Origin of the sequence: Algoriphagus pacificus (assembly GCF_017254845.1) — a bacterium.
Taxonomy (GTDB): domain Bacteria; phylum Bacteroidota; class Bacteroidia; order Cytophagales; family Cyclobacteriaceae; genus Algoriphagus; species Algoriphagus pacificus.
On sequence record NZ_JAFKCU010000006.1, the window covers coordinates 205,294 to 229,136 of the forward strand.

Consider the following 23,843-nt stretch of genomic DNA (forward strand, 5'->3'; position numbering starts at 1 on the left):
AAAAAATACCTAGAATTGCGCAAAAATGAGATATAGGTATATCTGCGTATCCATATATTTATATACGCAGATATACCTACTCAATGGGTTGAAACAAGGATTTTTGAATTATGAATAAGAGTTTAGTGAGTTGATCAACTCTACTCTGTTTTTGCTTTCAGACTTTTTGTAAATTGCCTGAAGGTGTTTATTTACTGTTCTTTCGGAAATAAAAAGTTTATCAGCAATCTCCTTACTGGTCAATCCTTGCGAAGCTTGTTCTGCAACTTCACATTCTCTTTTCGTCAGTCCAAGTTCAGTACATCTTTGATTGAAAAATGCACTTTGATCAATCTGTATTTTCTGATCAAAACCATTCAACTTTTCAAATGCCTTCCGGTTTTCATAAATCATCTTTCGGATAAATAAGAAAGTTATCACTACGAAGCCGAGATTAGTGACCATAACCTCAGTAAACTGGGAAGCATCAACGTAACTAAAAATTGGCAAGAACACCCAAGGACACATTGCTGCGTAGCTTAGAATTGCCTCTAACCTGTGTTTTGTCTTTTTATATTTCTTGCGAATAAATAAAAATATCAATGTGTCTAAATAAATGGCATACAAAACCGGTATGGCCATTCCATACCAAATAACATTTGATAGATCATTTGATAATGGAAGCAGAATCCCAAAGGATAAAATGAATGGGGCAATAAAGAAATACCAGACACCTTTTTTAGCATGCCATTCCAGATCATCTAATCCGAAAACCTTATAGAAATAAAATGGGAAATAAGAACCCATACAGAAGCCAGTCCCATATGCAAGATTGATTTGCAGATTGATATCCAATGGAAGGTTTGGGTCTGGAAATAACCCGCCAGTAATGTTATAAAGAATCAGTAATCCTAAAAGGATCAAGTAATACTTTCGAATTTTATCTGATGGATTCTCAAGGTAGAAAACCAGCTGAGTTACAAAAAACAAAACCTCGCATACAACAAAAATGAAAGTTGCAAGATGCATTTCAGTTCCAAAAACATTCATAGCGCCTCCTTTTTATAAAAGTAAAATGGGAACCCAAATTCATCAGAAGAAGCATAGGTAGAGAATCCTAAGTTTTCATACCATTTAAAGTTACGCTCTGTGGATGTCTCCAAGCAGACAGGAAGTTGCTTTTCTTTGGCCATTCTGAGAATTGACTCCATCAGCATTGATCCCTCTCCTCTCCCTTGGCTTTCCGGTTCCACGCCAATAAACCATACATAGAGAAATGGTTCTTTGGGTTGAGTTTCTTCAATGCTTGATTCTCGTTTGAGAACTTTGGGTATTTTAGGAATCCCTATTCCCTGGAGAGCCAGTTTCAGATCCCAAACCCATAATTTAAAAGGCTTACTCTTCTGATCTGAATATTTTATCAACGCGCAAGAATTACCGGAATCAGAAACAAATACTTCCCCATTCTCCAAACAGTTTTCCAGACTGTACTCCATGAGAACTTTTCTACCTTTTTCGGTTTTCCCGACCACAAAGTCAACGGATTTATTTCCCTTGAATGATTCTACTAATATGTTGATGATTTTATTTCGATCCTGTTCGATGAATTTTCTCATTTATCAGTATTAAATTTTAACCGAGTTGCGAGGTTGAATAATCCTTTTGAGATGATTCTGCAAAGAATCTCAAAAAAGGCAAGTCAGTGTTTGGGAGGAAAATTCGAAGAATTTGTGTCACAAATACACAACTTGCAGGGAACACGCAAAAGGTTGCCTAACCTTTAATTCAGGTAAAAACCCACAAAACCTTCAACGCTCTTAAAACTCTTCACGTATCCAAAACCCTAAAAACATGACTAAAACTCTCGGTTAAATCTCTTTAAACCTCAGGATATAGATGATTACAAATCCTATATCCATATATCTAGACATATACATATGTAGATATATGGAAATCACATTAATCCTATTTCTAAATACATTTATAGGCATATATTTGTCTTAGGTTATTCATTGAAAAGCTGCAAAAGGAAAATGGGACAAGATTTCATCCACCCATTCATTGATAGAGCTTTCCTGAGAATTCTATTTATGCAGATTTAATTCCTTAAATATCGGAAGCATTCCGATGCCAAGTTTTCACCCAAAATGGATAATCTGTAAAAGGGTATTGGACTATTCCGTTTGAATATATCTATATATACAAATATATGGTTTTGCGATATTTTACACGAAATTTAGGCCAGGAGAATCAAGATTTAAAACATTAATGACTGAAAATCAGCGATTAAAAATTGTTAGAAAATTTTTAAACAGGACCCAGGTGGACTTTGCTTCCTCCATTGGGTTGACTCAAGCTGGCTATTCAGATATTGAAAGAGGTAAGAACAATGTCTCTGGAAAAATTAAGATTCTCCTTAAAAGAGAACACGATGTCAATATAAGTTGGTTGGAAACTGGTGATGGAGAAATGTTCCTTCCGATGAGTGAAAAACAAAAAACAGAAGAACAAGCAGAAATCTATAAGTTGAAATTGGAAATAGAAAGACTAGAAAAAGAAAATAATCGACTGATTTCAGAAAACAATCAACTTCGTAAAACTTCAGATCCAAGAAACTAAAAGAAGTATACGGTCTACATCTGAATTATTGTTGTTAGAATAAGCATACTAACAATAATAGAACAAATCCCAAAGGTAAGCTGTACCCTCAAATCAGTTTTCCCCTTCAATGTCTTATAACCGGAAAAAATCAATGTACCCAATACGAATAGTATAAAGGGGAATGGTTAACAACTCACCGAAAATTGAAAACCAATTTGGAATTTCTATTAGATCGAATGAACCGATAAGAAGTATTGAAAAATAGAAAAAGGCAAAAATACTTCCGAATAACAACGATCTAATTAATGACATTTTACTCATTTTTTATTTAAGGCTCCACAATTCCCTTTCTCGGTAACTCATTCTAATAATCAATCCAAATTCTTGTTGCAATCTGGAAACAAATCATTAATTAAAAAACACCCTAAGGAAGGACTTTTTATTATGTTTTTATATAAAAACATCTTTAATTAAATACTTTTTTGTATCTTGGATTAAACTCCAAGCCAATGAAAACTATATCCATCATGAACCACAAAGGAGGAACAGGTAAAACTACTTCCTCCATCAATATCGGAGCTGGTCTGGCAAAAAAAGGATTAAAAGTCCTCTTGCTAGATATCGACTCTCAAGCAAATCTGACAGAAGGTTTGGGCATCGCAGATCCTGAAGAATCGGTCTATGACTCTATCCGGGAAAATAAAAAATTGCCAGTTCTGAATATTTCTGACAACCTTGACTTGGTGCCTTCTTCGATAGATCTTCTAGGTGCAGAAATGGAAATCGTATCCAAAATCGGAAGAGAGCAAATTCTCAACAAACTGCTTAAACCACTCAAACCAAATTACGATTTCATTCTTATTGATTGCCCTCCTTCGGTAGGACTCTTGACCGTAAATGCAATGGTAGCCAGTGACACAATCTTACTCCCACTTCAGGGAGAATATTTTGCATACAAGGGTGTGGACAGGCTATTGGGAATCGTCCAAGAAGTAAGAGAAAACCTAAACGATAAATTAGACATTGGAGGAGTTTTTATCACCCAAATCAATACCCAAAGAATCCTCACCAAAACCATTGTCGACAAGCTGACTGAAGATCTCCAGGATAAAGTATTCGACAGTAAAATCCGGATTAATGTAGCCTTGGCCGAAGCACAGCTTCAAGGTCAAAGCATTTTCGATTATGCTCCAGAATCCAACGGAGCAAAAGACTATAAATTACTAGTCGAGGAAATCATTACCAAACTAAATTGAAATCAAAATGGCAAAGAAGCTAAATGACCCAAGCAAGGGCAATAAAAACCTAGGAACTTCAAAAAGAGGCCTTGGAATGCTCATCAATTCCGAACCTGAATCACAGCAAAAGGAAAAACCCTCCAGTAAAGAGTTTGACACCGAAGACGTAAAAATCTATTCCCTCCGAATCCCAACTCCTATGTTCGACAAACTCAAATACGAAATAGGCCGAGAAACCAAATTATCCATGAGGGATATGATTTTAAAAGCAGTTGCGGAGCATTATGGGATTTAGGATAGGGTTATTCATTTTTCCCAAAAAATTAGAAACGGCTCAGGAATAGCCGAAGGCAGGACATGGCATTCCTGATTTTGAATAAAGTAAATCAGTTTACAAATTATTCGTTTGTCTCATAGTATTATGTCAACCCTGCTTTTGGCAATACACTGTTAGGTGGGCGTCGTATTGATTTCAAAATTTGCCCATACAATTTCACGGTCAACCATTGTGAACCTTAAGAAGTGGTTGTAAATAGACTCAACATTGAAAGTAGGTTCTAATATTAGCCACCACGTTTTATTTTCGCTTTTTAGATTTATTTCTGTAAGAAAGTACATCCTCTTTATCCCATCCAATGGCTTCTCCCACTTGGTGTCTTTATACTTAATGTAAGCTACCCGATAAAGATTTTCAATGACTGTGTTATAGTCAGCAGCAAATTTCTGTACCAGAACATTTTTTTCAGTAACGTCTTCATGTTCATCGTCAACACAGATACTTAACTCTACTCTGTTGTCTGGTGAAACATTGTCTACACGCCCAAACCATTCTTTGTCTTTTTGCTTAGGACTTTCGCAAAAGTATCCACACCTAGGAAAAAGGAATAGAAAAAGTTGGAGGAAAAAGCAGTTACGAAAACAGCAATAGAGATGTACTGCGAATTTCTATTGAGCAGTCAGATAAACTACACTTGCACCTACTTTGCCCACTACCTCCCAGCTTTAAGTAAAATCCTACTTGAAATTGTAACTCGTACCACTCCACATAACCTCTATAGTAGCCTGCTTGCCCGTACCGTTGTGAAGATAAGCTATAGCTTCTTTTTTAGCTAGTAATCGAAACTGAATCAAATCACCTTCCTCTAGCAGAATCTCGTCTGGTTGACATTGGGCGGAACGAATTAAATCGACTGAGAGGGGATGACTTCATCATTTTTCTTGCAAAAAAAACTATATGACGACTGATAATAGCAGTTGGTCGTCACATATCATCCCTATGCCTACGATGCCTGTAAAATCACTTTAAATTGATTTACTATTACTGCTATATAATTAAAACTAGTTACTCAAGCTCTCTCTTAATAGCTATTTAAGTAAACATTTAGAATGGGAATAATGATGATTTTAAACCTAAAAACATGAAAAAAATCTGCATTATATCATTACGTGCCTCAATTAAATCTATTACAATTAAACCATGTATGCGAATACATTCCCTTTGGGGATAAGCTACAAATACAATCTTCAGCTACGATTTAGCCCTGCCGCACAATTAGACTAGGCGAGGTAATAAAATATCCATTTTGAAACTAAGGAAACCGCAATAATAAAGAGAGACGGAGTCTTTTATTCAGATCCAACTATTTCTAGTAAAACAAAAAAATGAGACAAAAACTAAATATACTATTTGCAATTACTTTTTACTTGATCACCCTAACGGTTTCAGGACAGGAGCAATTGATATTTAATACGTTAGAAGAAACCATTAGCTATGCTATAGCAAACAATAACGATCTTGCTAAGGCTAGGAAAAACCAAGAAATTATACTGGCGCAGATTGCAGAAGTGAAAGGCCAAGTATTGCCACAGATAAATAGTTCAGCAGGTTTTTCAGATAACTTTTCGTTACAACAACAACAGCTACCCGCCGAAATCTTTGGTGGCGAACCCGGAACCACCATTGCCGTAGCTTTTGGAAATCGCTTTCAATATTCCGTCGGGGTGAATGTACAACAGCAACTCATAGATTTCAGACTGTTTAGCTCCATCAAATCCACTACTGCGCTTTCAGAACTTCGTGAATTACAAACGCTACTATCTACCCAAGATCTGATTGTCAATGTAATCCAGACCTACGTACAGATACAGGTTTCACAAAAACAGATCGAATTACTGGAGCAAAACTATAAACGCACAGATAATCTGATTGAAATATCCTATGCAAAATTTCAGGAAGGAATTATTAAAAAGTTAGATCTAAACCAACTATTGGTCAACCGTTCCAATATCCAAACTCAAGTTGAAGATGCTGAATTTGGCAAAAACCAACTAGTCAGACTCTTTAAGGTGTTATTAAATATCCCAATGAGTACTGAGGTACAATTGAATGAAAACATCGAAGATAGACCTCCATATCCGTTAGGTTCTGAATTATTAATGGGTGCAAACCTTCAATATCAGCAATTAGATAAATCCATTGAACTGTCCATCATTGATCAAAAACTCGTCAAATCGGAATACCTCCCTACCATGAGTGCAAATTTTGGATATAACTATTTGGGACAAGCAAACAAATTCTCAGATTTTGATCCGAGCGTTTATCAAGATCAATTTAGTGGCACATGGGGCCTGTCTGTAAGGATTCCTATTTTTGATGGTTTTCAACGCCGAAAACGATTAAAGCAAAAGGTATTTGCCACAGAGCAATTAGAACTAGACCGCGCAACACTTCAGCTCAACATTAAAAAAGAATTTGATGATGCCAGTGAGCAATTAATTCTGAGTAATTCACAGATAAAGAGCCAAGAACTCAATATGGATTTGGCACAAGAAAACTATGAAGGCATTAGAGCTTCATACAATGAGGGTGTAGCAAATCTATCAGAACTGCTTGATTCAGAATTTGCATTAAGACAAGCACAGTCTAACTACCTGAATGCACTGCTTCAAGCTAAAGTGTCCGAGATAAGTTTATTGAAATCAAGCGGAAAATTATCCCAACTGATTTCAAACCTAAATCCTTCAAATTAATCATCCCCTCCTTCAATATTAAAAAAATGAAAACAAGAACTATCATAATCATAGTAAGCATCGCATTTATAGGAATAGTTGGGTTCATATTATTTCAGAATAAAAAAGAAATGAACGAGAAAGCTTCAGCCGTACCGGAGGAGTTTGCTATACCTGTTCAAATTGCAGTGGTGGGAGCGAAAAAAATATCTAACGGATTGACCGCAACCGGAGAATTTAAAGGTTGGGAAGAAGTCACATTGGTCGCAGAATCGCAGGGAAGCGTTGAATATCTCCGATTTGATGAAGGTGATAAAATAAGAAAAGGACAAACTATTGCCAAAATAGATGCGGTTTCTCTTAGTTCACAATTAGCCAGTGCAAATTCTGCTTTTTCAAAAGCAGAAAAGGACGTAGCTCGATATGAGCGTCTTCTAAAGGTAGGAGCAGTTTCACAAAGTGCCTTAGAAGATATCCGAATCCAAAAAGAAAACGCAGCGGCTAACATTGCACAGATCAACCAGCAGCTAGGCTTTACCGAAGTAAAATCACCTATTGACGGAGTCATTAATTCCTTAATGGTGGAAGAATCAAGTTTTGTGATGCCAGGAAACAAAATTGCAGAAATTATACAAATCGATCGGTTGAAAATCATTGTCAACATCGCTGAGGATAACCTTTCGAAGATCAAAGAAGGTCAAGAAGTCTCAGTTAGAACTGACGTTTATCCTCTGAAAGTTTTTACAGGAAAAGTAAGAACTATAAGTGTGAAAGCTGATGCCTCACGCAAATTTCAAGTTACCATCGAGATGAATAATACGGATGAAAATCAACTTCGCGCAGGTCTTTTTGCCGAAGTTAATTTTGATCCACTAAGCTCAAATGAGCAAGATGCTATGGTCATTCCAAGAGAAGCTATTGTTGGCAGTCTTCAAAGCCCTTCAGTATATGTGATAAAAGATAGTACAGTGACGCTGCAAAAAATCAAAGCAGGCGCCGTAATCAACGGAGATGTGATCGTATTGGATGGCCTTCAAAATGGTCAACAAATCGTGACTAAAGGCATTATCAATTTGGCTGAAGGAACAAAAATCAAAATCACAAACAACAAGTAAGATGACTATCACAGAACTATCGGTTAAAAGACCAACACTTGTTGTAGTTATCTTCACGATAATCGCACTGTTGGGAGTAATAAGTTATTTGGGATTAGGCTATGAACTTTTACCAAAAATTACTTCGCCGCAGATATCAATTAGCACCATTTATCCAGGAGCGTCTCCCAGTGAGGTAGAAAACTCTGTCACAACAAAAATTGAAGATGCAGTAAGCGCACTAGAAAGTGTGAAAAACATCACGTCTACTTCCCAGGAAGGCATATCAATCGTAAATATAGAGTTGGCCTATGATGCAGATGTGGATAAAGCACTACAGGATGCTCAGCGAAAAGTGAATAACATCGTCGGACAGTTGCCCAATCAAGTTAATCAACCTAGTGTAGACCAGTTCTCATTAGAAGATTTGCCTATTATGCGTCTTGGGGTTTCCTCAGAAATGGACGTAACTGAGTTTAATGATCTGGTAGAAAATGAGATTAAAGAAAAACTGTCGCGGATAGAAGGAGTTGCCAGAGTACAAGTAATAGGTGGAAATGAGCGAGAAATCCGTGTCAATGTTGATAGAGACAAACTGATAGGATATGGTTTGAGCATACTTCAGGTTACTCAGGCTATTTCTACCGCAAATCTTGATTTCCCAACGGGAAACATCAAAAATGATAAGCAGCAGGTGACAGTCAGGCTTTCTGGCAAATTTAAAGACGTAGAAGACATCAAAGGTCTTGAAATAACAACTGGAACCGGGTCAATTGTAAGAATTGAAGATATCGCTGAAGTCTATGATACAACCAAAGAAATAGTAACCATTTCTCGAATCGATGGTATAGCTTCAATAGGCCTGACTATCTCCAAGCAAAGTGAAGGAAATACTGTACAGGTAGCAGAAGATATTAAATTTGAAATCGCAAAGATTGAGCAGGATTATGCAGATAAAAACCTAAAAATAGCTGTAGCACAAGATAGTTCGATATTTACCCTTGAGGCAGCTGATGCCGTAATTTTTGACTTAATGCTCGCAATAGGTTTAGTGGCTATTATCATGCTATTCTTCTTGAAAAGCTGGAAAGATTCGATTATTGTGATGGTGTCCATTCCGGTGTCTATCGTTGCAACTTTTATTGCGATGAATCAATTGGGCTACACGCTGAATTTGATGACCCTACTAGGACTTTCATTGGTGGTAGGGATTTTAGTGGATGATAGCATCGTGGTTTTAGAACAGATCCATGCTGAAATGGAAAAAGGAAAAACCCGAATGCAGGCTGCCATTGAAAGCTGGAAGAGTATCGGACTTTCGGTCATGTCGATCACACTGGTTTTGATTGCTGTATTTCTTCCAATTACATTTGTCACAGGTGTAATTGCTGATTTACTGAAACAGTTTGCTATAGTTGTAGCATTCGCAACGGGGATCTCTTTAGTAGTTTCCTTCACCTTGACTCCCCTACTCTCTTCCCGTTTTTCTGAAGTCATTACCCTTCGCAAAGAAAAATTGTTGCACAAGCCTTTAATAGCTTTTGAAAGCTTTTTAACTGATCTAAGTAATGTGTATAAGAATATTTTACAATGGACACTATCACGCAAACGTCTTACTGCTTTTGCATTAGTTGGATTAGTAATAGGCTCATTATTATTGTTGGTTTATGGATTTATAGGAAGTGAATTTGTAAAAAACGGAGATAACGGAGAATTTATCGTTGAACTCGAGCTTCCAAAGGAAAGCACTCTCGAAGAAACAAACCTAGCTGCATTAGGCGTTGAGGAAATCCTATTACATGATGAAATCCTATCCTCCGTATTCTCCACAGTGGGGACCGGCACTGGAGGAGGAGGAAATTCTTCTAACCTCGCTCAGATAAATGCTAAAATGATCAGTTCTGATCAGCGTACTGTATCCTCAGAACAATTTGCCCGAGATATTAAAATCAAGCTTACAAAAAATATTCCTGGTGTAAAATTCAAGACTGCAGCTGTAGGAATGATAGGTGGTAGTACCGCCGGACCTATACAAGTTCTATTGACAGGTAGCGACATTGACCAGTTGATGGAAGTAGCGGAAGAAGTCAAACGTACCGTGGAAGGAGTAAATAGCACCCGTGAAGTAGAACTTTCGGTAGAAGACGGAAAGCCTGAAGTTGCCATAAATGTAGATAGAGATAAAATGGCTGCCCTCAATCTTACGATGAGTACAATTGGAAATACCATGCAAAATGCCTTTGCTGGAAACACCCAGTACCAATTTCGAGATGGAGAAAATGAATATGACATTAATGTAAAACTTGATCAGTTTGATCGACAAAATGTTGATGACATCAACAAAGTAACATTTTTGAGCAGTACGGGTGAGCTTATAGAGTTACAACAGTTTGCCAATGTGGAGCAATCTACAGGCCCATCAAAGCTTCAACGGGACAATAAGCGAAGTAGTGTAAGTGTAGGCGCTCAGGTAGTTGGTCGTCCGGTAGGTACAGTTTCAACGGAAGTTCAGACTGCCATCGAGCAAATGAAAATGCCTGAAGGAGTTGAATTTGAAATGGGTGGCGATTTGGAAAGCCAAACAGAAGCTTTTGCAAGTCTAGGCTTAGCCTTATTGATGTCGGTTATTTTAGTGTATTTAATAATGGTCGCACTTTATGAAAGTTATGCATATCCGCTAGTAGTTATGTTCTCTGTGCCTACCGCAATGATTGGAGCATTCTTAATCCTAGCACTGTTTCAGGAGAGTTTGGGTGTGTTCACCTTCTTAGGATTGATAATGCTGGTAGGATTAGTTATCAAGAATGCAATTTTGATTGTGGATGCCGCAAACCATTTTAAGGAACAAGGAATGGATTCAATAGAAGCAATAGTAAATGCAGGACTTTTAAGACTTCGTCCCATATTAATGACCACCCTAGCAATGGATATTGCCATGATACCCATTGCCTTTGCTTCTGGAGCAGGTGCCGAATGGAAAAATGGACTTGCCATGGTATTGATAGGTGGACTTTCCAGTTCTTTAATATTTACGGTGATCATAGTCCCTGTTATGTATGTGGTCATTGATATTTGGAAGGGCGAAATAGATCGTCAAAATGCGAAAGAAATTGCAAAGAAAATTGCTGAGTTAGAAATCGCTTCATCACATTAACCTAGGAGGAAAGTAGTTTGGTAAAAGGATAGCTGAAAAGCAGGATATCCTTTTACAAGCTGTTAACTCAAATTCGAAAGTTCAAATAATATAATTGAGCAAAATCCTAAAATTGCGGCTGAAAACTAACTTATTATGGAGTTTTTAACAGTATACAAACAAACTATAATTTTCACAATTATAGTTTTAGCTGTATTCTTAACACTAAGATTTCTGACACAGCAGTTACATGCTACTTTAGAAAAAAGGTTTAGAAAAAAACACCCAGGAGAAGAGCCTATTATAATTCATTTAATACAAAAAATTCTTAATGCATTATGGATTGTTTTAGGGATTATGGCCTTGGCTTACATATTTATTGATGAAGAACAATTTAAGGGGGCTACCAGAAACATTTTTATCATTCTGTATATAGGCATAGTAGCAGTAGTCACTTTAGTAATAGCCTCATTAACTCAAACTTGGTTTAAGCGTTCTATTGAGGATAAAATCACCCAAAATCAGGACCCCACTAGTTACTATTTTCTGAGGTATCTAGCCATATTTGCAGTCCATTTTATCGGAATAGTTCTGGCCTCCTTAGCTTTGCCACTATTAAAAGGAGTAGCACAAACTGCTTTAGGAGGAGCGGGAGTATTAGCAGTAATCGCCGGTATAGCCTCGCAAGAAGCACTCGCAAATTTAGTAGGTGGCCTTTTTATCATTTCGTTTAAACCGTTTAGAATAGGCGATATCATCAAACTGGACGAGACGAAGGTAGGCACAGTTACCGATATAACCTTACGTAATATGGTTATTAAAAACTATCAAAACAAAATGATTGTCATCCCTAACTCTTTCATAAATAGGGAGAAGCTTGTCGATTATGATTTAGGCGACCGCATGTGCTGTCAATGGATAGAAGTTGGCATCTCATACAGCAGTGATATTGATTTGGCCAAACACATCATGCGTGAAGAATGTGAAGTCCACCCCAACCTAATAGATTACAGAACTGAATTTGATAAGTACAAAAATGTGAAAAAAGTCATTGTTCGTATAATTAGTCTAGGTGAATCAGCAGTGACTATAAGAGCATGGGCATGGGCGGCAAACTTCAAAGAAGCTTTTGAAATGAAGTGTGATCTATATGAAAGCATTAAAAAGCGTTTTGAGAAAGAAGGTATAGACATTCCGTTCCCACACCGAACTATGGTGTTCAAAGAGAACAAAATGGAGTTTTTAAAGTTTGGTCTCTCCCATGAAGTTAGGAGCTCTGAAGCCTCATAATTTCAATAACACACCTACTAGTATATAGTCTTTCTTGGATAGGAAAGCATATTTTTGAAGATACGATACCGTAATTCGAAGAAGGGTTTTTCTTGATAACGGTTAGTATATGGCGATTTTCAACGCGCTACATAGATTGTTAGCAACCTTATTCATTGTTTTTTTTTAGAATTTCAAGAGGAAGTTCGATTTTAAAATGAATGCCTTTGCCAATCTCAGAATGCATCAGACGAATATGTCCTGATAATTTATTTAGCACTGTTTTTACTATTGCTAAACCTATTCCGGTACTGTTTTCTGACTTCGTGTTTAGTGTTTCAAATATTTCAAATATTTTATTCTTAAACTTCTTGCTGATCCCAGGACCATTATCTTTATAATCTATTAAAATTCTATTATTTTCCATCTTTAATGAAATAGAAATGATGCATCTATCCTTATCATTAAATTTCAGACTATTAGTCATCAAATTTTGAAAAACCACTTGGATCGCATGTTCTGATGTCCTAACAATCTGGTCACAATACACAAGCTCTAACTTCACATTACCTGCATTTACCAAATTAGCAAAGACAAGTTTGGCTGTGTCTTCGAGTTTAAACTCACTAAAAACAAGATTTGCTTTTGAAATCTTAGCATACTCAATTGTGGACTTAACAAGAGCCAATCCATATCTAGCTCTATTTTCAATTTGGCCGATCTTTTCTCCGATAGAAATAGAAATTCCATCAGCATCATCTTCTTTCAAAAAATCAACTATGGATAAAATCCCCCTCAAGGGTGTTTGCAAATCATGAGATAATTGATAAGAAAATACATCAATATCATGATTGAGCTGCTCCATGATTTTTATATTCTCGATTAAGATTAAGTTTTTTCGTCTTAACTCAAGCTGCGCAATCACCTGATCTGCAAGAGCTTTTAAGGCAACCTGTTGAGAATTACTTAACTTTTTAGGCTCATTATCAATAACACATAAAGTTCCTAAACAAAATCCCTCAGATGTATTCAATGGTGCTCCTGCATAGAATATGACATTCGGTGCATTAGTGGATAATGGATTGTCATTAAAACGTTCGTCTTTCGTAGCATCTTCGACCACAAGTATTTCCTCTGGTTTGTTTATGGCGTGAGCACAAAAAGCAATTTCCCTAGGTGTTTCTCTTACTTTTAATCCATGGTGCGATTTAAACCATTGCCTGTTAGTATCAACCAAAGTAATAAGTGCAATAGGAACATCACATATTTGAGATGCAATAAGCGTTAGTTGGTCATATGCATCTTCTTCCAAAGTATCTAAAATATTTAAATCCTGAAGCGCTTTGATCCTTTCGTTCTCGTTATGTGGTGTCTCTGGTTTTATCACAATTCTTAAATTTAATTCTCTATTCAATAAAAAAATGGTCCTACCATGGTTCTTCCCTTAAGTTAGTAGAGAAAATGGATTTTATTAGACTCAACACAATGGGATAAACAATTATGAGCATTTAAGGCTGAATATTGTGCCCTAAAAAGTGTATTTCAACTACTACCCAGATTTTCACTGTAAGACTTTCATTAAATCCTTGCTAGAACCAAAAAAAAATTCCAGTTCTGCTGAGTAATACTATTGAAGGAAGTGATATTTTATATAGCAGGCTAAGGCACTAATTCTTATGGATTTTATCTTAATTATTGTTGCTAACAGTTTATCCATTCGTCGACACTTTATAGCATTTCACCGACATAAGTAGCACCATTGACCTTATCTTTTTTAAAAAGAAAATTCTATTTATGTTTTTTCATGGAGATTTTCATAAAAACTTCATCTTTTAAGAATGACTATGGCAAAGAAAGCAATTCCTTCCATCCTTTTTATAGAGGATGATATGATTGAACGAATGAAATTCGATAGAACTATATCAAAATTAAAGTTCGAAAATAAAATCATTGAAGCCCACAATGGTGAAGACGCACTTAGAATATTAGAGGGAAATGAAGAAATTCCAAGCATCATATTTTTGGATTTAAATATGCCAAGAATCAGCGGTTTGGAATTTCTTCAAAAACTTAAAAATGACGAAAGATTAAAGTTCATACCTACTATTGTACTAACCACTTCCAATAATCATAAAGATCTACTTGAATGCTACCGTATAGGTATTGCAGGATATATTCTAAAACCATTAAAATATGATGAGTATGTAGAAAAAATTGAAAAAGTACTGTCGTATTGGAATATAAATGAACTCATTTCAATATGAAAGGAATTGTTTTTACGGAATTTTTAGAAATGGTACAGGCCAAATTTGGCTTTGAAATGGTCGATTATATAATTGAAAGCTCAGATTTAAAATCTAAAGGTGCTTACACTTCTATAGGCACCTATGATTTCGGGGAAATGTTGCAGTTAATTAGTCATTTGAGCCAAAAAACGACTATTCCTAAAGAGACCCTTATTTTTGAATATGGTCTTTACTTTTTTAATTATTTGGAAAAAGCCTATCCATACATTTTTGAGCAATATCAGGACCCATTTAGTTTTCTAAAATCGGTGGAGAATCACATTCATGTTCAGGTAAGAAAAATCTACCCTGATGCAGAACTTCCTACTTTTGATGTGAAAGAAATAAATTCTAATCAATTAGAAATGATCTATTATTCAAAAAGGGCACTTTACAAGTTTGCTGAGGCCTTAATCCAAAAAACTTTTGAGCATTATCACAAAAATTGTACAGTCACCCTTCAGATGCTAAAGAAGGATGGCACAGAAGTAAAGTTTGAAATTGATCATGACTAAAAAGAAAATAGAATTACTAGAAAGAGCTTTACTAAGAGAGAAAGAAGCTAGAAAAGAAGCTGAAAAGATTCTGGAAGATAAATCTTTAGAATTATACGAGTTGCATCAAAAGCTAAAAATCGCAAATTCTCATTCTAGAAAAGCAAAAGTTGATAATTCAAATCCCCAGGAAAGAATACATTATTCGAATCTCGCTGATGCCTATGTGAAAATTGATCTCCAAGGCAACGTTTTAGAGATGAATGACTCAGCGGTAGACTTACTCGGATACGATAATCAATTAGAGAAACTAAACGTAACTAACCTAGTTTTTAGAGATGATTATCTTTACTCGGTTAATGCTTTCAAAGAGCTTTTGAAAAAAGGGACATTTACAGATTATATTTCAAGGATTTATATCAAAAATTCACCTTATAAATTAGTACATATAAATGCCAGTGTAATTCATGATAATCAACGAAACCCAATTGCTGCAGAAGGAATTATAAGAGACATAACTAAGGAATCTGAAGCTAAAAAACTTATTGAATCCCAAGGTATTGAGTTAAATACTATCTTCAATAATGCTCCATTTGGAATAGTTCTTTCAGAAAATGATAGAATTCTTAAATCGAATGATGCCTTTCAACAAATGACTGGCTACTCAGCGGATGAATTAAAAACTCAAGATCCACTCAAACTCTTACAGCCTACAAACTTGGACGAAATTGAGAAGGTAAAAACAATTTTAGAATCTGGACAAAAAAATCATATTGTCATTTATTCAAATCTTAAAAGAAAAGGTGGTACGACAATCAAGATTAGATCACATGTGACTTCAATTTTTGATGAAAATCTAAAACCAAAATATACACTTTCTTTTTTGGAAGATATTACAGAAGAGTCTAGGAAGAATGAACTCATTTTCGAACAAAAAGAAAAACTTGAAATCATAGCAAATAACTCTCCTCTTGGAGTTGCTTTATCTAATGTCGGCACGCTTACAAAAGTGAATCGGGCTTTTTGCAATTTATTGGGCTATTGTGAAGAAGAGTTGAAAAAAATGTCCTTTAAAGATATAACTCACCCTGATGATTTTTTGGAGCATGTATATAATCGGGAAAAATTACCTTCTGAGGCGTCAGAAAACCTAACTCTCAATAGGAGATATATAAAAAAGGACGGATCTATTCTACTGGCCAAAACTATAGTGAGCCCTGTGAAGGAAGCTAGTGGAAAAATTAAATATCAAGTAGTAATCTTAGAAGACATATCTGAACAGGAAAAAGCAGAAAATCAGAAAAAGCAGCTGTTAGAACAACTAAGAAAAAGCAATCTAGAGCTTAAAGAATATGCACATGTAGTTTCCCATGATTTAAAGGCACCACTTAGAAGCATTTCCGCCATTGTTAGCTGGATAAGAGAAGACTGCTCTGATATAATGGATGAGAGAGGAAGCAATAATCTCGATTTGATTGAGAGCACTGTGGAAAAGATGGAATGCCTGATCAATGGTATTCTTTCCTATTCTGAAATAGAACGAACAGAGGAAGAGTTTTCTCTTATTCCTATGGGGCAATTACTAGAAAATATTATTAGCCTCCTCTATATACCACAACATGTGAAAGTAATAGTTAAGGGTAGTCTTCCTGATTTTTACGCCAATGAAATGCGAATAAGACAGCTTTTTCAAAACCTTATTAGCAATGCTATTAATTATATGGACAAAGATGAAGGATTGGTGGAAATTGGTCATATAGAAGATAAAGAGTATTGGATGTTTTATGTAAAAGACAATGGGATTGGTATTGCCAAGCAATATCACCAGAAAATTTTCGGCATGTTCCAATCGCTCGATTCATCCAAGAAAGGTTCCACAGGGATAGGACTTTCCATAGTGAAAAAAATTGTAGAGCTATACAATGGTGAGATTACACTAGAAAGTAAGGAAGGAATTGGAACAACTTTTTATGTGAAACTTAAGAAAATCAGACACTAATGTATCTCAACACAGATCAACCACTTAAAGTCATTGAGCAAATCCAGACAACCTTTACCAATCAAACTATGGTAATATCGGTTGCAGAAGCATCTTCCATTGATCTTTTCGAATTAATAAGTGAACTTAATAAAGCGGGAATTCAATATATTGGCGGGATTTTTCCAAAAGTCATCTCTAACAATAAAGTGTATAATGAAGGAATAATACTCAGTGGGTTTTCTAATGTGAAGCACACATTTTTAGTTACAGAACTTGATCGTATCGATTTTGAAATTGAACATTTCGAGCTGGAGGGACCCAACCAATTTCTTTTCACTTTTGCGGATGGACTCACAAAAAATCTTTCACTTTACCTAGATAGACTCTATAATAATTATGGTGGAAGTCTTGCCTATTTTGGCGCAGGAACAGGCAGCCTTACACTTCAACAAATTCCATCTATATTTAATAAAGATGGAATTTTTCAAGATGCTGCTGTAGGTTTGATTTCCTCTTCAGATATAGCATTAGGTGTCAAACATGGATGGAAGAAAGTTTCAGGTCCGTTTATCGTCACCAAAGCAGACCAAAACCTGGTTAAGCAAATAAATTGGCAAAAAGCTTTCGAAGTGTACCAAACAATAATCAAGCAACACTCAGAAAAGGAAATTACCGCAGAAAACTTCTTTGAAATAAGCAAAGCTTATCCATTCGGAATACTTAAAGATTCATCAGAATACGTGGTTAGAGACCCCATCGATGTCAATGAAAACGGAGATTTGATTTGCATAGGCGAAGTGATTGAAAATACCGTAGTTGATATACTCAATGGTGATGCTGAAACATTGATCAACGCTGCTACTGAAGCAGCTAAAGAGGTTTTAGGCAAAATAACCTCACCAAAACATGCCTACGTAAGTGACTGTATATCTAGGGTATTGTTTTTAGAAGAAGAATACGAAAAAGAGTTATTAGCCATATCAGAACAGATAAATTCCAAAGATAATCCAATTCCTATTGAAGGTGCATTATCTATAGGTGAAATTTCTTCCTTTGGTGATGGCTATTTGCAACTATTCAATAAAACAGTGATCATTGGTTTATTTAACTAGCTATGGATCAGTTCAGTAAGAACATAATGGATGTATTACAGTTATACGAATTTTCAATGGCAATTGGAAGATCGTTCGATTATAAAGAAAACTGTAATTCTTTTTTAAAACTGATAATGGCAAGGAAAGATTTGAACTCTTGTTGGATTTATAATAAGATTGAAGGCAAATGTACCATCACCTATTCAATTCCGGAAAAAAGACAATTGGAAGTAATGAATTGTGATGAATCTATAGTTGAGAATTTGCATCAAAAAATGAATAATTTTTCACTTCCTGTTGGACAGGAAATACAAAAAATCTCTCCATTCATCTTGAACGGAGGAACTGTCTGCGTATTCAATCTAAAAGCATCGGGACTACTTTTTTTTTACAGCTCAAAGCGATCCACTTTTACACAGCTAGAAATCAACCAGTTATCACCAATTGTCGAGAAATTCAGTTATTCTTTGGAAGCTTCAGATGCATTTACAAAACAGGAAAAACTATTAAGAAATCTTGAAAAACAAAATCAGGAACTCAATGATTACGCCCATGTGGTTTCCCATGACCTAAAATCTCCTTTAAGAAATATTGAAACACTTGTAAGTTGGGTCAAACAAGATTATAAAAACCTGATAGATGAGAAAGGTATTAAAACACTCAATTTGGTAAGTGAAAATCTGGAAAAAATGGACAATCTAATAGATGACATTTTAATACATTCTACAATTGAAAAGAAAAGCACGGAAATCCATACATTAGATTTATCTGACTTGGTTTCCAACACAATTTCTGCCATGGGGATTCCTGATCATGTCACTATTAAGATCGATAAATCTTTGCCAATCATACAAGGGAATTCGTTCATGATGCAGCAGCTATTCCAAAACCTGATTGACAATGCTATTAAATATAACGATAAGCCAAACTGTGAAATAGAAATAGGAGCAAGAACAATTAACAAGGGACATGAATACTATGTGAAGGATAATGGAATAGGCATAGAAAAAAAATACTTTTTTAAGATTTTTGAAACCTTCCAACGCCTGAGCAATAATCCTAAATCTTCTGGAATAGGGCTTTCAATAGTGAAGAAAATTGTCCAAAACAATGGTGGTAATATTTGGGTGGAATCTGAAGTGAATTTTGGAACTACTTTCTATTTTACACTTTTTAATACTTAAATAAATACCTCTTTCTAAAGTAATCCAATGAATCAGTTCTATTGAATGCATGTTAGCTCTTTATACTAAAAGCCTCTAAAAAAACACTTAAGCATTGAATTTTCGGTTTGGAGACTATAAAACCTTAAACTAAAGAAAGTATCAATTCAAATACTCTCAATAATGGTGGTAAGCGTATCCCTATGGTTTTAAATTTATTCCTCGCTGGTCTAAGGCTTTGAATATTTCCAAAAGAGTCTTTGAGCTACAATTACGAAGCTGTTGGATTTCGTTCTTCGTGAAATTTTTAGCTAGCTGGTTCCAAGTCTGAATATTATTTTCCTCAAGTACTTTTTTACAGCGTTCGGAGATCTCAGAATATCTAACCTCATTGCTAACAGCCCCCATTTTCTTCTCAAATATCTTTTCTACCTGCTCTTTTAAAGCGGCTAATTCTTCTATGGTTAGCTTTCTTAAGATTTCATTACTTATCATAGCTCTAGATTAAAACAAACTTCCTAATATAGTGTAAACTACCTGAAAATTACCTGTACCAGATATAGCCAAGGAACTAGCCTTCGCCCTAAATTGAATGGGTATATCTGTACGACACCCAATAAACTCAAAGACTTTTATAGCCACTGAAGGATCATTGGGTATCGGAATGTATTGACCACCATTCTGGGTATATAAATCCCTTGGTCCTAGGATAGGATCGACAGTATTGTCATATGGAATCGAAAATGGGTATCTAACACCGCTATTGAGACTAGTTTTTGCTTCAATTATCAGGTTTTGTGGAGCGTTTAATGTGTGCATATAAACACTATACCTGAATATATTAAGAGTACAAGCCTGTTCAGAATCTGTAATATCTAAAGTAAGTGGGTTCAAAAGTGGGTCCAGAATAAAAGAGACTATATTAGCATCAAAATTAGATTCAAAACTTGATTCATTATCATCAACTCCTGCTTCCTGAATAAGGTCATTTATTGACTGAGTAATATTTGATGCGCCTGTAACATTAAGAGTACCTGGAAGTATCTGCGCACGGGAAATTGTTGCAAGTAGTACCAAGAGAAGGGTAAATACATATATTTTCATTACCGAATACATTTATTTAATTACCTATTCTATAGATGCTTTGATAGCCTGTTGGAAATGGCTCATTATTGGGGTTCAATACTGTATAGTTGATTCTATAACCATTGCCTAATCCATCGCCGGTGTACCCATTCCCAAAATCATAGACTATAATCTGCTCAGATTGGCTAAGATCTACATGCCCTACTCTGGGGTTAGCAGTAAAATCACCTCCTATTCCAGTTTCAATAATTTCGGCACGTACAATTATGTTATCAGGCAAAGGCATATTTGCCGATACATAAATTCTTGCAGGCTGGTAATTGATAGCTCTATGTGTAAAATTCAGCCATAAATTATCAGGAAGCCCCCCTCCAAGAGTTGTTGCAGGCATTCCTGCTTCCACTGTCGTTTCACCTGACCCTGAAATAAGCTGTCCTTCAGGCTCAAAATCGACAATGGCCAGAGGTTGAATATCAACTGTTAATGAAATAGATTTTTGATCTCCTCCGAAAAGTAAAAGGTTAATACCCGAGACATCCAAAACATCTTGTGCTCTCACTGTGGTTAAAACAGCAAACATTCCAACTAATACTAATTTTATTTTTTTCATTTTAATTACCGATTTCAAAATCCTTGCTCTTAATTATAATCTTTCGCTCCTTTGTTTTCAGATTAAATACAACCAATCCATTATCTATTGTCGTATCAACAGCAATGTTTTCAACTTCAGGCTCCAGATCCAATTTACTTTTCATTCTTATTATTGAGAGATTGTATTTTCCGGGTATAATTTTTTTAAAGTCAAAAGAACCAGTTTTATCAGACTCTATAAAATAAGTTCGTGCGTCACTTTCTAGTTTTAGATAGGCACTCAAATCCAACGAATCATCCGTAACTACTTGTAGCTTTCCTGCCAAATTCACTCCTCTGGTCACTTCTAGCACAATTTCTGTTTTTTGACCTTCCTGAATTTTTACTTCATATGGAAGACTGGAAACCAAAACCCCATCACTAGGTAGAGTCGATTCATCTACCAAAATGTATCCATTACCTGTTAGAAGATTATTGAATTCAAACCTACCTTGTGAATCTGTTCTTACCGTACGACCTGAAGCAATCACCTGAATCCCCTTGAGCTCAATGCTTGGATCATTAGAAGTGACAATACCTCTTACGCTTCCTTGTTTTAGTACTTTTTTAAGGGGTGCACCAAACTTGAAGGTATATTTTAAAAAGGCAAACATTTCCTTATTACTAGTCTGATTAGGAATCATATAATAATTCAACCTAGCCTCAAACTGATGGTTTTGACCAATTCTTATCATGGCATTGGCATTAACAAAGTCTCTTTTATTATAAGCTTCTTCAGGACTAAACCCACTATTGTAATTAGCTCCAACTCTAAGTATTTGATTAATATTGGCATTAAAGCCACCTCCATACAGATAATAATGACTTAACACATTTGTTATATTATACCTATTCGTCTTGTTATGATTGAAATTACCCCTTATAGTAAGCCAACTAGACAATCTGTAATTAACATTTAAAAATTCACTTGAAGTATTCCTATATTGACGGTCATCACTTAGCAAATTTCTTGTTTGAGATACTCGTCCATTGAAATTTAAAGTGAATCTACCTTTGAAAAACTTATAGCGATAATCTATTCCTCGCTCATCATAATTAAAAATAGCCCGTTCTCCCTTATCTTCTCTAGAGCGAAAATCCGCCCTTATATTGAAATAATTTGATTCATTTATATTATGTCCAATACTTCCATAATAATTCTCAAAATATGGAAGAACAGCCTGCATCGTAGTATCAATACGCTCATGCACCTTTGAGTAACCTTGGCCAATGCTGAAATACCACTTTTTCAGGTTATAGCTCAAACCGTTAGAGTATTGCAAACTATTACTCAGACTTCCAAAAAACTCCTCCCCGGCCATGGTTACTCCACCGCGGTAAGAAAAATTCCCAAAAGAACGCGAAACATTTAAATCACCAGCGAAATCTATTGTACTAGTACTGATACTTGAGGCAACTTCAAGCTGCGCTTGTGTTTTCTCATCCTTATAAGTTGTAGAAAAAGATACTATTTGCCCCGCTTTACCAGCGCTCTTAACAGCCGAGTAACTATAATACTGCGAAATTTCTTTGGACCCAGTAGATGACAATCCTAAGGTCAGTCGACTTGAAAGAAAATACTGAGCCTTTACACCATAAATTGGCTCTTTTGAGTAAGAGGATAGACGGGGCTTAGTAAAGAATCCACTAAATTCAAATCTACCAACTCGTTGATCTAAACGAGCACCAAATCCATATCGACCTATAAAGCCTAATCTACTAATGTTAAATACATGATCACCAAAATATACTTTGGTACGGTCAGCATTTCTATATACCAAACTGTATTGGTCATTGACGCCAAATCTAGTAAGATTGCTTTGGTTCGGAGCCCTTATAATGAAATCTAAACGATGCTGTTTCTTAAGATCTAAAAACCCTGCACCACTTAGCTCAAAAAATCTGGAATTTTGATTTGAAAAACCATTCCCGTAAATATTTTGATAAACGCTTGCTTCCACAGGAAACCTAAAATAAGCATCACTCTTGGGTAGTTTTGAGGGAAAAACTCGGGTAGTGCTAAAGGACTTTATGGTCTTTCCTGAAGCTTCACTAGTTACTACTAGCTCACAGTTAATTAACTGGACACTATTCGCTTGAGCGCGTGACTTTTCATTTACCCTAACCAATACTGCAGAGTCAGGGGGGATTATATAGAAAGCTTTATCTTTTAATTCATTAGAAGATTTCACACTAAGACGTTCAGGTACATTGCCTTCGTTACGAATTTCAAAAATTGTCTCTATAGTTTCTCCCGCCTGAATATTGAGTGGGGCAGATATGGTTCTTAGTTGAATATTATGAAAATCCTCTATGAAAAATTCTATTGGAATAGCAGATTCCATTCCATTGGTTATATTTTTTAATCGAAATCGCCCCACATGGTGACCAGGATTTTCATTTACAGGAATAAAAAAAGTCACTAAAATCAACTCCTTTTCCCTAGCTTTCAAGCTAAATTGACTACCAGCAGTAATTAAAGTCCAAGACTCGGGTAAACTAAATGAGGGTGTTAAAAGCAACTCTGTATTACTTACATTATTAACTTCAAAAACAACAGAATGTCTTACTCCTGGAGTGAAAGTAGTCTCGATTTGTTTAATGCTAACTATTGGACTTTCCTGAGTAAAAGCATCTTCTGAAACTAAAAAAAGTGTAAGAAATGGCACATATAAAATTATCTTTATAATCAACCTGGAAAAAATAACGAGACAATAGGATACCATGACCTTTGTCTCTCTTATAAATGTATAGTCATTAAACATGGTGCCTTTTTTTATTAATTTC

General features: G+C 35.6%; 19 protein-coding genes. 12 read left to right on the forward strand and 7 right to left on the reverse strand.

All coding sequences use genetic code 11. The annotated features are described in order from the left end of the window. Window positions 1-108: 108 nt before the first annotated feature. Both J0A69_RS22750 and J0A69_RS19705 read right to left on the reverse strand, forming a co-directional pair. On the reverse strand, window positions 109-1,029 hold the full coding sequence (locus J0A69_RS22750; protein ID WP_206588338.1) for a helix-turn-helix domain-containing protein: 921 nt from the start codon (window positions 1,027-1,029) through the stop codon (window positions 109-111). Beyond that, window positions 1,026-1,595 carry a GNAT family N-acetyltransferase gene (locus J0A69_RS19705; protein ID WP_206588339.1) on the reverse strand — a complete coding sequence of 190 codons (570 nt, stop codon included), beginning with the start codon at window positions 1,593-1,595 and terminating at the stop codon, window positions 1,026-1,028. Before J0A69_RS19705 ends, J0A69_RS22750 begins: the two co-directional genes overlap by 4 nt. A 652-nt stretch (window positions 1,596-2,247) precedes the next feature. Here J0A69_RS19705 and J0A69_RS19710 point away from each other — a divergent pair. The 7 genes from J0A69_RS19710 to J0A69_RS19740 all read left to right on the forward strand — a co-directional run bounded on the left by J0A69_RS19710 (window position 2,248) and on the right by J0A69_RS19740 (window position 12,344). After that, window positions 2,248-2,598, forward strand: coding sequence for a helix-turn-helix domain-containing protein (locus J0A69_RS19710; protein ID WP_206588340.1), 351 nt, complete (start codon window positions 2,248-2,250; stop codon window positions 2,596-2,598). Window positions 2,599-3,089: 491 nt separating this feature from the next. Continuing rightward, entirely contained in the window at window positions 3,090-3,836 is a 747-nt protein-coding gene (locus J0A69_RS19715; RefSeq protein ID WP_206588341.1) for a ParA family protein, read from the forward strand. Between the two features lie 7 nt (window positions 3,837-3,843). Further along, on the forward strand, window positions 3,844-4,113 hold the full coding sequence (locus tag J0A69_RS19720; RefSeq protein WP_236033028.1) for a hypothetical protein: 270 nt from the start codon (window positions 3,844-3,846) through the stop codon (window positions 4,111-4,113). Between the two features lie 1,367 nt (window positions 4,114-5,480). Next, the gene (locus J0A69_RS19725; RefSeq protein WP_206588342.1) at window positions 5,481-6,848 is read left to right on the forward strand and encodes a TolC family protein; all 1,368 of its coding nucleotides are present in this window, start codon (window positions 5,481-5,483) and stop codon (window positions 6,846-6,848) included. A 26-nt stretch (window positions 6,849-6,874) separates the two neighbouring features. Further along, a complete protein-coding gene (locus J0A69_RS19730; protein WP_206588343.1) occupies window positions 6,875-7,942 on the forward strand; it encodes an efflux RND transporter periplasmic adaptor subunit in 1,068 nt (355 codons plus the stop codon). A gap of 1 nt (window position 7,943) precedes the next feature. Then, the gene (locus J0A69_RS19735) at window positions 7,944-11,075 is read left to right on the forward strand and encodes an efflux RND transporter permease subunit (RefSeq protein WP_206588344.1); all 3,132 of its coding nucleotides are present in this window, start codon (window positions 7,944-7,946) and stop codon (window positions 11,073-11,075) included. 135 nt (window positions 11,076-11,210) lie between these two features. Further along, the gene (locus tag J0A69_RS19740; protein ID WP_206588345.1) at window positions 11,211-12,344 is read left to right on the forward strand and encodes a mechanosensitive ion channel family protein; all 1,134 of its coding nucleotides are present in this window, start codon (window positions 11,211-11,213) and stop codon (window positions 12,342-12,344) included. 148 nt (window positions 12,345-12,492) lie between these two features. Here the strand turns inward: J0A69_RS19740 and J0A69_RS19745 are convergent, their stop codons facing one another. Beyond that, window positions 12,493-13,737, reverse strand: a complete 1,245-nt coding sequence (locus J0A69_RS19745; protein WP_206588346.1) for a sensor histidine kinase — start codon at window positions 13,735-13,737, stop codon at window positions 12,493-12,495. A gap of 430 nt (window positions 13,738-14,167) precedes the next feature. Between J0A69_RS19745 and J0A69_RS19750 the strand changes: the two genes are divergently transcribed. From J0A69_RS19750 to J0A69_RS19770, 5 genes are all read left to right on the forward strand, one after another. Then, entirely contained in the window at window positions 14,168-14,587 is a 420-nt protein-coding gene (locus J0A69_RS19750; protein WP_206588347.1) for a response regulator, read from the forward strand. Continuing rightward, window positions 14,584-15,123, forward strand: coding sequence for a heme NO-binding domain-containing protein (locus J0A69_RS19755; protein ID WP_206588348.1), 540 nt, complete (start codon window positions 14,584-14,586; stop codon window positions 15,121-15,123). Before J0A69_RS19750 ends, J0A69_RS19755 begins: the two co-directional genes overlap by 4 nt. Beyond that, complete coding sequence (locus tag J0A69_RS19760; protein ID WP_206588349.1) at window positions 15,116-17,101, forward strand: PAS domain-containing sensor histidine kinase; 1,986 nt, start codon at window positions 15,116-15,118, stop codon at window positions 17,099-17,101. Before J0A69_RS19755 ends, J0A69_RS19760 begins: the two co-directional genes overlap by 8 nt. Continuing rightward, the gene (locus tag J0A69_RS19765) at window positions 17,101-18,195 is read left to right on the forward strand and encodes an FIST signal transduction protein (protein WP_206588350.1); all 1,095 of its coding nucleotides are present in this window, start codon (window positions 17,101-17,103) and stop codon (window positions 18,193-18,195) included. The genes J0A69_RS19760 and J0A69_RS19765 overlap by 1 nt, the downstream gene beginning before the upstream one ends. A 116-nt stretch (window positions 18,196-18,311) precedes the next feature. Then, window positions 18,312-19,361, forward strand: coding sequence for a sensor histidine kinase (locus J0A69_RS19770; protein ID WP_206588351.1), 1,050 nt, complete (start codon window positions 18,312-18,314; stop codon window positions 19,359-19,361). Between the two features lie 180 nt (window positions 19,362-19,541). Here the strand turns inward: J0A69_RS19770 and J0A69_RS19775 are convergent, their stop codons facing one another. Genes J0A69_RS19775 through J0A69_RS19790 form a run of 4 tightly spaced genes read right to left on the reverse strand, consistent with a single transcriptional unit; the run spans window position 19,542 to window position 23,821 of the window. Beyond that, window positions 19,542-19,835 (reverse strand): DNA-directed RNA polymerase subunit alpha C-terminal domain-containing protein, encoded by a 294-nt coding sequence (locus tag J0A69_RS19775; RefSeq protein WP_206588352.1) that lies wholly within the window; start codon window positions 19,833-19,835, stop codon window positions 19,542-19,544. Between the two features lie 9 nt (window positions 19,836-19,844). After that, the gene (locus J0A69_RS19780) at window positions 19,845-20,444 is read right to left on the reverse strand and encodes a hypothetical protein (RefSeq protein WP_206588353.1); all 600 of its coding nucleotides are present in this window, start codon (window positions 20,442-20,444) and stop codon (window positions 19,845-19,847) included. 16 nt (window positions 20,445-20,460) lie between these two features. Continuing rightward, complete coding sequence (locus J0A69_RS19785; protein ID WP_206588354.1) at window positions 20,461-21,036, reverse strand: hypothetical protein; 576 nt, start codon at window positions 21,034-21,036, stop codon at window positions 20,461-20,463. A gap of 1 nt (window position 21,037) precedes the next feature. Further along, window positions 21,038-23,821: a TonB-dependent receptor gene (locus J0A69_RS19790; RefSeq protein WP_206588355.1), complete on the reverse strand. Its 2,784-nt coding sequence runs from the start codon at window positions 23,819-23,821 to the stop codon at window positions 21,038-21,040. Between the last annotated feature and the right edge of the window lie 22 nt (window positions 23,822-23,843).